Below are 13,502 nucleotides of genomic sequence, written 5' to 3' on the forward strand. Positions count from 1 at the left end.
GGCACAGCATACGCATCGGGACGAGAAGGCTGGATTTAAAATAAAAACCTTTAAAAATCAATGAAATAAATCTTTAAAAAGGCTCCCTTACTAAATTTAATTTCATCCGCCAGCCCCCGCCTTTGACTCGGAACTGTCACATGGCCACTCCTTAATTGTTTCAAGAGTTTGCAGCTCTTATTTCAATTCCGTGACCAGGATCCGAACCCATGAACCAGTTGTTTAGTCCCCTGATGGGGGCCGCCCTGGCGAGCGTCATGATGTCCGCCCATGCCGACTTCATCGATGACAGCCACGCCGACGTCACCCTTCTCAACCGCTATCTGAATCAGCAGGGACGCGACATCAGTGGCAGCAGTGCCAAAGCCCACAGCATTCGTGACTGGGGCCAGGGTTTCCAGTTCGACTTCAAGTCCGGCTACACCGCAGGCACCATTGGCCTGGGCCTGGACCTGCAGGCGTTCTACGGTTTGAAGCTCGATTCGGGCGGCGACCTCAACGACAAGAACCACCAGGGCCGCTACCCCGGCAGCATGTTCCCGCTGGATGACGGCCAGTCCGCCGACCAGTTCGGCGTACTCAGCCCGACCTTCAAGGCGCGTTTCCTCAAGGACGAACTGCGCATCGGCACCCTGTACCAGAACAACCCGATGCTGGCCAACACCGACGGCCGCCTGTACCACCAGACCAACACCGGCGCGCAACTGGTGTCCAAGGACCTGGACAACTTCACATTCACCGTCGGTGACATCAACCAGACCAAGATCCGCAACGAAACCGGCGACACCGGCATGATCACCGCTGGCGGTACCCAAAAGAGCGATCGTTTCCTCTACGGCGGCGCGGACTACGCGGGTATCCCCGACACCACCCTGGGCGCCTGGTACTCGAGCCTTGAGGACTACTACCAGCAGGCCTTCCTCGGCGCCAAGCGCCATGACGTCCTGCCTGTCGGCGCCATCGACAGCGACTTTCGTGCCTACCGCAGCCTCGGCATCGGTGGCAACGGTGATGGCGACAGCGAGTACGCAGCAGCCGGCTACTACGGCAACGGCCTCAGCAAGGGCCGGATCAACCAGTCGACCCTCAGCCTGATGGAAAGCTACAGCCTGGCCGGCCACACCGTGGGCCTGGGCATCCAGAAGAACAGCGGCGACAGCGACTTCCCGTACCTGGACTCCGGCCTCAACAGCGGCGACAACCGCCAGGGCCCGGGCTCGGGTGCCGACACCCCGGCGCTGACCAACCTGCAACTGAACAAATTCCAGCACGCCGGCGAGCGCACCTGGATGGCCCAATACAAATATGACTTCGCCCAACTGGGTATCGACGGCCTGAAATTCGCTGCCACCTACGCCCACGGCGACCAGGTCCGCACGGCCGCCAACAGCGACGCCAGCGAGTGGGAACGCGACCTGGCGCTGAGCTATGAAGTGCAAACCGGTCAACTCAAGGGCCTGGGCGTGAAATGGCAGAACGCCCACGCCGCCCCGGAAATCACCGGCCAGACCCTCCAGGATGAAAACCGCTTCTACGTGAGCTACGTTATTCCGCTCTGGTAACAACCTCCCCACTCCCGCAGGTCCTGAAACACGATCTCAGTGTTGCCCCAAGACTTTGCGGGAGCCCCATGGTTGTGCCCCTCAAGGCCACCTCCCGATTCAGATATAATCCGTTCCCCTCCCGCAACACCGAGACATCAAGGCACATGGCCAAGCTCAACTTCAGGCACATGGAAATCTTCTGGGCCGTGATGACCACCGGCAGCGCCACGGCCGCGGCTGAGCTGCTGCACACCTCGCAGCCCACCGTGAGCCGCGAGCTGAGCCGCCTGGAATCCATCACCCAGTTGGTGCTGTTCAAGCGGGCCAATGCCAAGCTCATCCCCACCGAGCAGGCACTGCGCCTGTTCGAGGAAGTGGAGCGCGCCTATTTCGGCATGGAGCGGATCGAGCGTACCGCCGAAGCCATCCGCCAGCACAAGCACGGCCAGATCGCCCTGGTGACCTTGCCGGCCTTTTCCCAGGCCTTGTTGCCGAGGGTCTGCAAACGCTTTCTCGGGCAGTACCCGGATGTGGCCCTGAGCATCACCCCGCAGGAAGCCCCTCTGCTGAATGAATGGCTCTCCTCACAGCGCTACGACCTCGGGCTGATCGAGGAGTCCACCGTGCCGATCGGCACCGAAAGCGACTGCGTGTTCACCTCGGACATGGTCTGCGTTCTACCCACCGACCACCGCCTGGCAGACAAGTCGGTGCTCAGCCCCGAGGACTTCGAAGGCGAGCCGTTCACTTCAGTCGCTGCCAACGATCCCTATCGCAAGAAAATCGACTCGTTGTTCCAGGAGCACGGCATCAGCCGGCGACTGGTGGTGGAAACCCATAGCGCCGCCGCTGTATGCAGCACCGTCGCCCACGGTGTCGGCGTGTCCATCATCAACCCGCTCACCGCCCTCGCCTACCTCAACCTCGGGCTGACGATTCGCCGGTTCGCCGTCTCGATTCCCTACTCCATAAGGGTGGTGCGCCCGCTGCACCGCCCCCACTCGGTGCTGGTCGACCAGTTCGTCGATGCCTTGCGCCATTGCTGCCAGGAACTCGAAGCGCAGCTCGCCCAGATGCCATAGCGGGCACTCATGGACGGGCCGGCCCAGCCATCCATATCAGGAATGAATGGACACCCCGAAAACTGATATTTTTTATTCCAATACCGCAATGCTAAAAATGCGCACCACGCCCAGGTCCGCATCATGAAGACGCTCGACAGCACCTGACGTGGCCTACCCAGCCTGGTGAACCCCAGGAACATCGCCTCCAGCCCGAGCTTGCCCCATGACCCTCGAACAGCATGCCGCACACATCGCCAAGGAACATGGCACCCCCGTCTGGATCTATGACGCCTCGATCATCCGCGAGCGTATCCGCACGCTGAAAACCTTCGACACCGTCCGCTTCGCCCAAAAGGCCCTGTCGAACCTGTCGATCCTCAGCCTCATGCGAGAGGAAGGCGTGAAACTCGATGCCGTGTCCCTCGGCGAAATCGAGCGGGCAATCAAGGCCGGCTTCAACCCGCGCAGCAACGTGGAAGGCCCATCGGATCTGGTCTACACCTCGGACGTGTTCGACCGCCAGACCCTGGCGCGCATCGTCGAACTCGGCGTCGAAGCCAACCTCGGCTCACTGGACATGATTGAGCAGTTGGGCGAGCGCTCGCCTGGACATCGGGTCTGGCTGCGCATCAACCCGGGTTTCGGCCATGGCCACAGCCCCAAGACCAATACCGGCGGCCCCAACAGCAAGCACGGCATCTGGCATGAACAGCTTCAGCAAGCGCTCGAACTGCTGAGCCGTTACGACTTGCACCTGGTCGGCGTGCACGTGCACATCGGCTCCGGCGTCGACTACGGCCACCTGGGCCAGGTCTGCGACGCCATTACCCAACTGCTGGAACAGATCGACCGGCCGATCGAGGCGCTGTCGGCCGGTGGCGGGCTGTCGGTGCCTTACCGCGAGGGTGAAGAACCCATCGACGTCGAGCACTACTTCTCGCTGTGGGACACGGTTCGCCGCCACGCGCAAACCCGCTACGGTCGTCCGGTACGCCTGGAACTGGAACCTGGGCGATTCCTGGTGGCCGAGTCGGGGACGCTGGTTTGCGAAGTGCGTGCGGTCAAACAGCAAGGCGCCAACCCGTTCACGCTGGTCGACGCCGGCTTCAACGAACTGATCCGCCCGACCCTCTACGGCAGCTATCACCGCGCGTCACTGGTTGCCCAGGCGCCGCAGCGGCCCTCGATCAACACCATCATCGCCGGGCCCCTGTGCGAATCCGGTGACGTGTTCACCCTCGCCAGCGACGGCGCCCTGCGCTTCGAGAACATGAGCCAGCCGACACCCGGCGACCTCATCCTGTTCCACAACGCCGGCGCCTATGGTGCAAGCATGTCCTCGAACTACAACTCACGGCCTCTGGTGCCGGAGTATCTGCTCGATGGCGAAGACTCGCGGCTCATTCGGCGCCGACAGACGTTCGATGAACTACTGGGCCCGGAACTGGCCTGTTTGAACTGACCCCCAAAAACCTCGCGGCGTCACCTGTTGAAGGGTGACGCCGCGTTGGGCATTGCATGATTCAAGGTACTTCACGTCGAAGTGCTCACACCCCGCACTTCACCTTAATCCCCGGCACAGCCATTGCCCCAGGTCTTGTAGTGGTATTCCTTGATCTGTCCGCTGGACGTCTTGTAAGTCATCTTCGCGTCGTTAACGCCACAGGCATAAGGTTTGGAGTCCACACGGATGACTTCAGCGACATCGTTCTTGTCCAGGGCAAATGCCTGGGCACTGAAAAGAACAACGGCGACCGCTAAACATTTTGCATAAATCTTCATGACAATATTCTCGATAGGGAAGACATAAACCGCTCTACCAGACCGGTAGAAGGTGCTGGAGGCAGATTCGCAATTAGCCATTACCCGAGGATTAAGAAAGTCATGAATAAACTTAAACAAATAGTTATAAGTTAGTTAAATCAACGTTAATAACTCGAAACTAAAACTCATCATTTATTCCATAAAAATTTATGACAAAAAGTTCATGAAAACTGCCATTATTCGGCAACCCGGAAGAGCGGCAGGAGCTGCCTCACCCTCCGCGTGCCGCCCACCGTACCGTCAGGAGCCTAGCGGATGCTGCCATCAGCCCCTCTTCTTTCCGGCCACCGCCTGCACCTGCGTCGCCTGCGTGGCCGAGTCGGGCTGGCCCTGGTGGCCTGCCTGTCCTTCCTGGCCGGCATGACTGACGCCATTGGCTTTCTCGCCACCGGCGACTTTGTCTCGTTCATGAGCGGCAACACCACGCGCCTGGCGGTGTCGATCAGCGAGGGCGATCTGTCGATGGTGCTGCGCCTGGTCGCGGCGGTAATCGCGTTCATTGCCGGCAACGTGCTCGGCGTACTGGCCGGACGCATTGGCGGCAGGCGTTCACTGCCGTTGTTGCTGTGCGTCGCCACTCTGCTCTGCATCGCCGCGATACTGCCGTTGAACACCCGCGTCCCGGCGCTGCTGACCGCGATCATCGCCATGGGCATGCTCAATGCTGCGGTAGAACAGGTCAACGGCCTGCCAATCGGCCTGACCTACGTGACCGGCGCCCTGTCACGCTTCGGCCGCGGCCTGGGACGCCGGCTGCTGGGCGAAAAGCGCGATGGCTGGCGGGTGCAACTGGTGCCCTGGAGCGGCATGCTGCTGGGAGCGGTGTTTGGCGCGATGCTGGAACGGAAAATGGGCGTACAGGCGCTGGTGGTCAGCGCGGCGGTGGCCGCAATATTGGGGCTGCTGGCGCTGAGGATTCCGCATCAGTGGCAGAAGGATTTCATGCCGAGGTGAGAGCCAGCCCAAGGCGATAACGACGAGCAGCGCTCAACGTCCGCTCTGCCCGCGAAAGACTCCATCAGGCATTTCTCGAAGGCCTGAGGAACGACACGCGAAGACGCAAGGACGAAGCGGGTCCGGAGTTGCAGCGTTGCCAGGAATGAGTCGAAGCACTGCTCGCGGCATAGGCGCCATAGCCTCATCGTCAACTGCGTTCAGTTCCCCTCGCGCGACGATCAACATCCAGGTTGGTCTGTTCCTTGCTGAGAGAGGGATAAGCCGACGGTGATCGGCACCAAGGATCACACTGCCGCCCGGGCATTATCCGGACACTGCAACGACTATCCGATAACTGCAGGAGTCGGTGCCCAAAAGCGTGCAGACGTGGTTGCCTGTGTAACGAGAGGTGACAATGATCTCCATCGAAGCAAGCCTTGCGAGCGGTGAGTGCTTCAGTGATTTGCAGCTTTTCACTGAACAGAACCAATTGTTCCTGCATTACGACCTGGACAGCGTGCGTACCAGTGTCGGGCGTATCTTCAAGCCGCACGAGCTGGTCGCGGTGCACACCAGCGAGGCGGTCGGCGCCTGCATGCATCATGTTACCCGTGGCGGCCTGGCCCTGAGCCGGCTGGAATACGCCACGGAAGTGGATATCGACCCCGGACGCCTGGAAGATTTCTACCTGATCCAGATCCCCATCCAGGGCGGCGCGCTGATCCGCTGCGAGGGGCTGGAGTTCGAGTCCTCGCCGCTGGTCGCCTCGCTGCTGTCGCCGACCCTGCCGGCGCGAATGCGTTGGCAGGGGCACTCGCCGCAGTTGACCTTGCGCATCGAGCAGGCCGACATGGCCTACCATTGCCGCCAGCACATCCCCCAGGCCAGCCAGCGCCTGCCGCAATTCGACCCGCGCCTGGACTTCTCACGTCCCGGGGCCGCCTATTTCCTGCAGTTGCTCAACACCCTGGTCCACGCCATCGGCAGCGCGGAGCATCCGCTGCACCAGCCGCTGGTGCTCAAGCAGTTCGAATCGGCGCTGCTCAATTCCCTGCTCTACGGGCAGCCCCACAGCGCCCTGGACAATCTGGAACGCCCGGCGGAAAAGAACATCTCGCCCTACTTCATCAAGCGCACCGAGGCCTACATCCGCGAACACCTGCATGAGCCGCTCAGCGTCGAATCACTGGCCGAGCAGGCCGGGGTCAGCGTGCGCACGCTGTTCGCCGGCTTTCGCAGTTTTCGCAACACCAGCCCGATGGCCTACATGCGCGAGCTGCGCCTGGAGCAGGTGCATGAGGAGCTGACGCGCAATGAACAGGCGTCGGTGACGGACGTGGCGTTCAAATGGGGATTTGCCCACCTGGGGCGGTTTGCCCAGGAGTACAAGCGGCGGTATGGGGAGTTGCCGTCGGCGACACGGCGGTTTCGGGTGTCGTGAACAGGCACGGCCCAACCTGATGCCATAGCGACCGTCTCCAGAGCCCCGGTGCGAGGGCGATCAAGACGGTCTCGACAAGAGAGCGGAGTTCAGCGCAAGCGCGCCAGGGTCCCGGACGGCGACTCCCCGAACGCCTTGCGGTAATCACTGGCAAACCGCCCCAGGTGCCCGAACCCCCACTCCAGCGCGACACTCGACACACTCGCCGCTGCCCCGCCACTCAACAACGCGCTGCGCACCGCAGTCAGCCGGTAATGCTTGAGATAGGCCATCGGCGTCAGCCCGTGATGACGCCGAAACGCATCGTAGAGTTTCTCCCGCGAGACCCCGGCCACCTGCTCCAGATCGTCCAGGTGCAGCGCCTCCCGGGCATGGTCCTGAAGAAACTGGCGGGCACGCACCAGGTAGTGCGGAATCCGCTCCTGCCCGCACTGCTCCAGTTCATCTGAGTAGTTGTTCGGCTGCGCCAGCAGCAGCGCGCGGATCAGCAGGCCTTCCATGTCCAGGGCCAGGCGCGGCTGGGCGTACAGCGCGCTGAGCTGCGGCCAGTTATCGAGCAACTGGCGCACGCTCAGCCACCACGCCGCCACTTCCTCGCGACCAATATCCATTTGCGCCCGAAAGCGGATCGGCTCGCGCAACGGCCGCTGCAGCATGTGCTCGGCCACCTCCTCCAGCGCCCGCCGATGCACCACCACCTGGAGTTTCTCGCAGTCGCCCCCCAGTTCCAGCGAGTGCGCTTCCAGCGGTGACACCACCAGCCCGCAGCCCGCATCCGAACGCACCTGGTCCCGGCCGCTGCGCAAACGCTGCCGCCCGCGCAGCGGCAGGCTGATGCTGTAGGCATCGAGCGAGCGGATATCGATATTCACCGCCGTGCCGTAGGCGATGCGCCCCAGCACCGTGCCCAGCGCCGGCAGGCGCGTGCCGAGGTGGCTGAAGCTGAGCTGTTCGGGATGCCGGGAACGCAACTGGTGCGGGCCACAGATAGCACTCATCCATTGCTGTGCCTGGGTCAGTTCGGCGCAGCGGTTATGCAAGGTGGCAATGGCACGGTGCATGGGCGTCTCCTCGGCTCGGTGGACTGGCTCGATTGTCCGGCGACAACGCCCCGTCCCACTATCCATTTTGTGCAGTTATTTGCCCCGCGGTCATCCGCGCCCTGCAAGGGCGGAAGAAATGGCTGGTCAACGCCCACTAAACGGCTAGAGCGACCCCGCCGCCAGCGCTTCAATCCGGTACAGAACGCCAACAACGAGGACACGCCCGATGAGCACCCGCAACCCGAGCCAATGGCAAGACTACGTCCAGGGCTGCCTGGACTTCCGCCCCGTCGAGGGGATCTACCGCGTCGCCCGCGATATCTTCACCGAGCCGGAACTGTTCGACCTGGAAATGGAGCTGATTTTCGAGAAGCAGTGGATCTACGCCTGTCACGAAAGCGAAATCGCCAACCCCAACGACTTCATCACGATGCGCGCCGGGCGCCAGCCGATGATCATCACCCGCGATAGCCATGGCGAGCTGCACGCACTGATCAACGCCTGCCAGCACCGTGGTGCCACCCTGACCCGCCAGGGCGCCGGCAACCAGTCCACCTTCACCTGCCCGTTCCACGCCTGGTGCTACAAGAGCGACGGCCGCCTGGTCAAGGTCAAGGCCCCCGGCGAATACCCGGAAGGCTTCGACAAGGCCACCCGCGGCCTGCGCAAGGCGCGGATCGAGAGCTACAAGGGCTTTGTCTTCATCAGCCTGGACACCCATGCCAGCGACTCGCTGGAGGACTTCCTGGGCGATGCGCGGATCTTCTTCGACATGATGGTGGCCCAGTCGCCTACCGGCGAACTCGAAGTGCTGGCGGGCAAGTCCACCTACACCTACGACGGCAACTGGAAGCTGCAGAACGAGAACGGCCTGGACGGTTACCACGTCTCCACCGTGCACTACAACTACGTGTCCACGGTGCAGCACCGCCAGCAGGTCAACGCCGAAAAGGGCCAGGGTGACAGCACCCTGGACTACAGCAAGCTGGGCGCCGGCGATGAGGAAACCGATGACGGCTGGTTCAGCTTCCACAACGGCCACAGCGTGCTGTTCAGCGACATGCCCAACCCCACCGTGCGCCCCGGCTACGCCAGCGTCATGCAACGGCTGGTCGAGGAATACGGGCAGGTCCGCGCCGAATGGATGATGCACCGCCTGCGCAACCTGAACATCTACCCCAGCCTGTTCTTCATGGACCAGATCAGCTCGCAACTGCGCATCGTGCGCCCGGTGGGCTGGAACAAGACCGAAGTGACCAGCCAGTGCATCGGGGTCAAGGGCGAGTCTGCGGCCGACCGGCGCAATCGCATCCGTCAGTTCGAGGATTTCTTCAACGTCTCGGGCATGGGCACGCCGGATGACCTGGTGGAATTCCGCGAACAGCAACGCGGCTTCCAGGCCCGCCTGGAGCGCTGGAGCGATATCTCCCGTGGCCATCACCGCTGGACCGAGGGCGCCACGCCCAACAGCGAAGCCCTGGGGATCCGGCCGGTGCTGACCGGTCGCGAATTCACCCACGAAGGCCTCTACGTCAACCAGCACGGCACCTGGCAGCGCCTGCTGCTCGAAGGCCTGGCCCGTCGCGCCCTGCAACCGAAGGAAGTCCAAGCATGAACCTCTCCCTGCACTACACCATCGAGCAGTTTCTGTTGCGCAAGGCCGAGCTTTGCGATGCCCAGGACTGGGATGCCTACCTGGAGCTGTTCGACCCGGACAGCGTGTTCCACCTGCCACAGTGGGAAAACGAGCACCGCTACGTTGAAGATCCCAACCAGGGCCTCTCGTACATCTACTACGAGGACCGCAGCGGCCTCGAAGACCGGGTGTTCCGCCTGCGCACCGGCAAGTCCGCGGCGTCCACGCCGCATCCGCGCACCCTGCACCAGATCAGCAACCTGCGGGTGCGCGAGCTGGAAGACGGGCAGTTCGAGGCGCGCGTCGCCTGGCAGACCCTGTATGCCCGCCAGGGTCGCCAGGGCAGCTTCTTCGGCCATTGCACCTACCTGCTGCGCCAGGATGGCGAGGACTTGCGCATCCGCCGCAAGCACGTGCTGCTGCTCAACGACACCATCGATTCCGTGCTGGACTTCTATCACCTCTGAGGGCTGCCGCCATGACCCATAACGTTGCCCTCAGCTTTGCCGACGGCAAGACCTTCTTCATCGCCGTCAAGCCTGGCGAACTGCTGCTGGACGCCGCCTTGCGCCAGGGCATCAGCCTGCCACTGGACTGCCGCGAAGGGGTCTGCGGCACCTGCCAGGGTCGCTGCGAATCCGGGCGCTACGAGCAGGAATACGTCGACGACGAAGCCCTCAGCGCTCGCGACCTGGCCCAGCGCAAGATGCTCGCCTGCCAGACCCGCGTGCAGTCCGACGCCACCTTCTATTTCGACCACAACTCCAGCCACTGCCATGCCGGCGAGCCGCTGCGGTTGCAGAGCAAGGTGCTGCGGGTCGAACAGGTCTCGGCCAGCACCGCCATCCTCCACCTGGATGCCAGCGCCCAGGCCGACATGCTGCAATTCCTGCCGGGCCAGTACGCCCGCCTGCAGGTGCCGGGCACCGATCAGTGGCGCGCCTATTCCTTCGCCAACCGGCCGAATGCCGGCAACCAGTTGCAGTTCCTGATCCGCCTGCTGCCGGACGGGGTGATGAGCAACTTCCTGCGCGAACACTGCGAAGCCGGTATGGAGATGCAACTGGAGGCGCCGCTGGGCAGCTTCTACCTGCGTCAGGTGGAGCGGCCACTGGTGATGGTGGCGGGTGGCACCGGCCTGTCGGCGTTCCTCGGCATGCTCGACGAGATCGCCGAGCGCGGCGACTGCTCGTACCCGATCCAACTGTTCTACGGGGTCAACCAGGAAGCCGACCTGTGCGAGACCGCGCGCCTGGAAGCGCTGTGCCAGCGTATTCCCGGCTTCGAGTTCACCCCGGTGGTGAGCCAGCCCGGCACGGACTGGAACGGCCGCCGCGGCTATATCCACGAGCACTTCGACGCAGCGCGTCTGAGCGCCGAACCCTTCGACATGTACCTGTGCGGCCCGCCGCCGATGGTGGAAGCGGTGAAAGGCTGGGTCGCCGACCAGGCACCGGGCGAGGTACAGATCTACGCCGAGAAATTCCTGCAAAGCGCAACGACCCGACGCTAACCCGAACAATCACAACAACAGAGGCAAACATCATGACCGTAGCCATTTCCCAAAACGCTGACGTGCAGCGCTTTTTCGAAGAAGCCGCCGGCTACCGCAACGACAACGGCAAGCCGCGGATCAAGCGCATCATCCTGCGGGTGCTGCAGGACGCCGCGCGGTTGATCGAGGACTTGCAGATCAGCGACGACGAATTCTGGACCGCCGTGGACTACCTCAACCGCCTCGGCGGGCAGAACGAAGCCGGGCTGCTTGTGGCCGGGCTGGGCCTGGAGCACTTCCTCGACCTGCTCGCCGATGCCCGGGACGCCCAGGTCGGCAAGATCGGTGGCACCCCGCGGACCATCGAAGGGCCGCTGTACGTGGCCGGCGCGCCGATTGCCGAAGGTGAAACACGCATGGACGACGGCAGCGAGGACGGCCAGGCCACGGTGATGTTCCTCGAGGGTCGGGTGCTGGACCTGGACGGCGCTCCGATCGCCGGGGCCATCGTCGACTTGTGGCATGCCAATACCCAGGGCAACTACTCGTACTTCGACCAGAGCCAGTCGGAGTACAATCTGCGCCGGCGCATCATCACCGACGCCGAGGGCCGCTACCGCGCCCGCAGCATCGTCCCCAGCGGCTATGGCTGCAACCCGCAGGGCCCGACCCAGGAATGCCTGAACCAGTTGGGCCGTCATGGCCAGCGGCCGGCCCATGTGCATTTCTTCATCTCGGCACCGGGTTACCGGCACCTGACGACCCAGATCAACCTCTCGGGTGACCAGTACCTGTGGGATGACTTTGCCTATGCCACGCGAGATGGGCTGGTGGGGGAAGTGACCTTCAGCGAGAACGGCGTGCAGGGCGTGAGCGGGCGCTGCGCACAGATGACCTTCGACTTTGCCCTGCAGGCGGCCACCCGTGCCGATGACCAGGAGCGCAGCCAGCGGCCTCGGGCGTTGCAGGGGCATTGAGTCACTGACCTCGCACCGGTCTTCACAGCAGCGCGGCGGCTCGGCGGCCCGAACAGCCGCGCTCTACAGGAGGGCGTCAGCGATCGAAGTAGCGCGCCAGGCTCAACAGGCCCTCCGACTGCCGCGTCAACTCCTCGCTCACCCCCTGCGCCCTCCTCGCCTGCTCCACGCTGCGCCCGATCGCCTCGACATTGCCCTGCAACTGTTCATCCAGCAGTTGCACCACCTGCTCCTGTTCATGCATGGCCACGGCAATCTGCTGCCCGAGGCTGTCGACACTCTGCAATTGCCCGGCGACCGCGCTCAAGGCGCTGGCAACCTCCTGTACCCGGTCGGCACCGGCCCGGGCCAGTTCCTCGCACTGCCGGGCGACCTCGCGGTTGCGGCCGTTGGCCTGCTCCAGACGTTCGAGCAACGGCCGGATGCGTGCCGTGGCCTCCTGGGTCCGCGCCGCCAGTTGCCGCACCTCGTCGGCTACCACACTGAAACCGCGCCCCGCCTCACCCGCACGGGCGGCTTCGATGGCGGCATTGAGCGCCAGCAGATTGGTCTGACTGGCAATGGCATCGATCAGGCTGGTGAACCCGCCGATGGCTTCCACCTCCTGCGCCACGTCGCGGGCCGCGCGGGCGCTGGAACCGATGGCCTGCTCCAACGTGCCCAGCGCCTCACCCGCCTCCCGCGCCTGTCGCTCACCGCCGCTGGCCAGGCTGCTGGCCTCGCTGGTGGACTGGCTGGCGAACTGAACATTGCGCGTCACTTCCTGGATGGTCGCCGCAAGTTCATGCAGCGCCGTGGCCACCTGCTGGTTGGCCTCGCGCTGGCGATCCAGCTGCAGCGCCTCCTCGCGGATCATCCCGGCCATGTCCCGGGCCTGTCCGCCCAGCCCGGCCCCGGAGCCAGCGATACGCACCAGTGCCGCCTGCAGGCGCCGCTCTTCGCTGCGCAGGCTCCAGGCGACCCGGGCCTGGCTGCTCTCGCCCCCGAGAAAACCGGCCAGCCAGGGATCGGCGCAGACTTTGATGCGATCATCCAGCAGACCGGCCATGCGTCGTCGCTGCCACACGTGCGGCAGCAAGCCGCCAGCCGCCGCAGACAACCAGCGCCACCAGGACGCGCCGCCCGGCGCGCCATGCCGGGCGATACGCCGATAACCCCGACGAGCCTGCCCGATGCCCGCCTCGTCCAGTGGCAGGAATACCGCCCCGTAACCACTGACGCCCGCAGCCCCATGCACCGGCTTGATATACAGCTCCAGCCATAGCTCGCCACCGTCGCTGCGCCGATGGCACAACGGCCCCAGCCAGGGCCGGCCGCGACCGAGGGTCTGGTACAGGTGCTCGACCAGGCGGCGCGGCACCTGCGGATGCAGGAGGTCATCGAGGGACGACTGCTGCACCGCGGTCGTGGTGAGCCCGTGGGCCTGGCAGAAAGCCTCGGTGAAAAATACCAACCGCCCCTGCAGGTCGGTCCGGCAGATCAATGCATCGAAATCCATGGCACCCCCTCAAAATACCTCAAAAAAAAGGCCTGCCACCCAGG

The 13,502-nt window shown here is 63.7% G+C and carries 12 protein-coding genes and 1 pseudogene; 9 read left to right on the forward strand and 4 right to left on the reverse strand.

Annotated elements, in window-relative coordinates:
- Positions 1-209 precede the first annotated feature (209 nt).
- The 3 genes from BLU37_RS25885 (at position 210) to lysA (ending at position 4,070) form a co-directional block, all read left to right on the forward strand.
- Entirely contained in the window at positions 210-1,562 is a 1,353-nt protein-coding gene (locus BLU37_RS25885; protein WP_090210178.1) for an OprD family outer membrane porin, read from the forward strand.
- A gap of 146 nt (positions 1,563-1,708) precedes the next feature.
- Positions 1,709-2,626: a LysR family transcriptional regulator gene (locus BLU37_RS25890; RefSeq protein WP_090210181.1), complete on the forward strand. Its 918-nt coding sequence runs from the start codon at positions 1,709-1,711 to the stop codon at positions 2,624-2,626.
- A gap of 205 nt (positions 2,627-2,831) precedes the next feature.
- Entirely contained in the window at positions 2,832-4,070 is a 1,239-nt protein-coding gene (gene lysA, locus BLU37_RS25895; RefSeq protein ID WP_090210183.1) for a diaminopimelate decarboxylase, read from the forward strand.
- A gap of 104 nt (positions 4,071-4,174) precedes the next feature.
- Here lysA and BLU37_RS25900 read toward each other — a convergent pair whose 3' ends face one another.
- Positions 4,175-4,390, reverse strand: a complete 216-nt coding sequence (locus tag BLU37_RS25900) for a DUF2790 domain-containing protein (protein ID WP_090210185.1) — start codon at positions 4,388-4,390, stop codon at positions 4,175-4,177.
- 297 nt (positions 4,391-4,687) lie between these two features.
- Between BLU37_RS25900 and BLU37_RS25905 the strand changes: the two genes are divergently transcribed.
- Entirely contained in the window at positions 4,688-5,386 is a 699-nt protein-coding gene (locus BLU37_RS25905) for a YoaK family protein (protein WP_090210187.1), read from the forward strand.
- Positions 5,387-5,783: 397 nt separating this feature from the next.
- Positions 5,784-6,809 (forward strand): AraC family transcriptional regulator, encoded by a 1,026-nt coding sequence (locus BLU37_RS25910; RefSeq protein WP_010443676.1) that lies wholly within the window; start codon positions 5,784-5,786, stop codon positions 6,807-6,809.
- Positions 6,810-6,898: 89 nt separating this feature from the next.
- Here BLU37_RS25910 and BLU37_RS25915 read toward each other — a convergent pair whose 3' ends face one another.
- Positions 6,899-7,870, reverse strand: coding sequence for an AraC family transcriptional regulator (locus BLU37_RS25915; protein WP_029532172.1), 972 nt, complete (start codon positions 7,868-7,870; stop codon positions 6,899-6,901).
- Between the two features lie 208 nt (positions 7,871-8,078).
- Between BLU37_RS25915 and antA the strand changes: the two genes are divergently transcribed.
- Genes antA through catA form a run of 4 tightly spaced genes read left to right on the forward strand, consistent with a single transcriptional unit; the run spans position 8,079 to position 11,960 of the window.
- Positions 8,079-9,467 carry an anthranilate 1,2-dioxygenase large subunit gene (gene antA, locus BLU37_RS25920; RefSeq protein WP_090210189.1) on the forward strand — a complete coding sequence of 463 codons (1,389 nt, stop codon included), beginning with the start codon at positions 8,079-8,081 and terminating at the stop codon, positions 9,465-9,467.
- Positions 9,464-9,955, forward strand: a complete 492-nt coding sequence (gene antB, locus BLU37_RS25925) for an anthranilate 1,2-dioxygenase small subunit (RefSeq protein ID WP_090210191.1) — start codon at positions 9,464-9,466, stop codon at positions 9,953-9,955. Before antA ends, antB begins: the two co-directional genes overlap by 4 nt.
- An 11-nt stretch (positions 9,956-9,966) precedes the next feature.
- Positions 9,967-11,001: an anthranilate 1,2-dioxygenase electron transfer component AntC gene (gene antC / locus BLU37_RS25930; RefSeq protein ID WP_090210193.1), complete on the forward strand. Its 1,035-nt coding sequence runs from the start codon at positions 9,967-9,969 to the stop codon at positions 10,999-11,001.
- A 32-nt stretch (positions 11,002-11,033) separates the two neighbouring features.
- On the forward strand, positions 11,034-11,960 hold the full coding sequence (catA, locus tag BLU37_RS25935; protein ID WP_090210195.1) for a catechol 1,2-dioxygenase: 927 nt from the start codon (positions 11,034-11,036) through the stop codon (positions 11,958-11,960).
- Positions 11,961-12,036: 76 nt separating this feature from the next.
- Here the strand turns inward: catA and BLU37_RS25940 are convergent, their stop codons facing one another.
- Both BLU37_RS25940 and BLU37_RS30150 read right to left on the reverse strand, forming a co-directional pair.
- Positions 12,037-13,008 carry a methyl-accepting chemotaxis protein gene (locus tag BLU37_RS25940; RefSeq protein WP_456239036.1) on the reverse strand — a complete coding sequence of 324 codons (972 nt, stop codon included), beginning with the start codon at positions 13,006-13,008 and terminating at the stop codon, positions 12,037-12,039.
- A 174-nt stretch (positions 13,009-13,182) separates the two neighbouring features.
- Positions 13,183-13,458 (reverse strand): annotated as a pseudogene (locus tag BLU37_RS30150) (PAS domain S-box protein); the annotation flags it as partial.
- Between the last annotated feature and the right edge of the window lie 44 nt (positions 13,459-13,502).

The sequence above is a fragment of the Pseudomonas asplenii genome (assembly GCF_900105475.1).
Classification (GTDB): domain Bacteria; phylum Pseudomonadota; class Gammaproteobacteria; order Pseudomonadales; family Pseudomonadaceae; genus Aquipseudomonas; species Aquipseudomonas asplenii.

What these genes read in the sequence shown, in the direction of transcription:
- BLU37_RS25940 (WP_456239036.1), bottom strand. Translation starts at nt 13,008, where the DNA reads ATGGCCGGTCTGCTGGATGATCGCATCAAAGTCTGCGCCGATCCCTGG.
- BLU37_RS25915 (WP_029532172.1), bottom strand. Translation starts at nt 7,870, where the DNA reads ATGCACCGTGCCATTGCCACCTTGCATAACCGCTGCGCCGAACTGACC.
- BLU37_RS25910 (WP_010443676.1), top strand. Translation starts at nt 5,784, where the DNA reads ATGATCTCCATCGAAGCAAGCCTTGCGAGCGGTGAGTGCTTCAGTGAT.
- catA (WP_090210195.1), top strand. Translation starts at nt 11,034, where the DNA reads ATGACCGTAGCCATTTCCCAAAACGCTGACGTGCAGCGCTTTTTCGAA.
- lysA (WP_090210183.1), top strand. Translation starts at nt 2,832, where the DNA reads ATGACCCTCGAACAGCATGCCGCACACATCGCCAAGGAACATGGCACC.
- antC (WP_090210193.1), top strand. Translation starts at nt 9,967, where the DNA reads ATGACCCATAACGTTGCCCTCAGCTTTGCCGACGGCAAGACCTTCTTC.
- antB (WP_090210191.1), top strand. Translation starts at nt 9,464, where the DNA reads ATGAACCTCTCCCTGCACTACACCATCGAGCAGTTTCTGTTGCGCAAG.
- BLU37_RS25900 (WP_090210185.1), bottom strand. Translation starts at nt 4,390, where the DNA reads ATGAAGATTTATGCAAAATGTTTAGCGGTCGCCGTTGTTCTTTTCAGT.
- BLU37_RS25905 (WP_090210187.1), top strand. Translation starts at nt 4,688, where the DNA reads ATGCTGCCATCAGCCCCTCTTCTTTCCGGCCACCGCCTGCACCTGCGT.
- BLU37_RS25890 (WP_090210181.1), top strand. Translation starts at nt 1,709, where the DNA reads ATGGCCAAGCTCAACTTCAGGCACATGGAAATCTTCTGGGCCGTGATG.
- BLU37_RS25885 (WP_090210178.1), top strand. Translation starts at nt 210, where the DNA reads ATGAACCAGTTGTTTAGTCCCCTGATGGGGGCCGCCCTGGCGAGCGTC.
- antA (WP_090210189.1), top strand. Translation starts at nt 8,079, where the DNA reads ATGAGCACCCGCAACCCGAGCCAATGGCAAGACTACGTCCAGGGCTGC.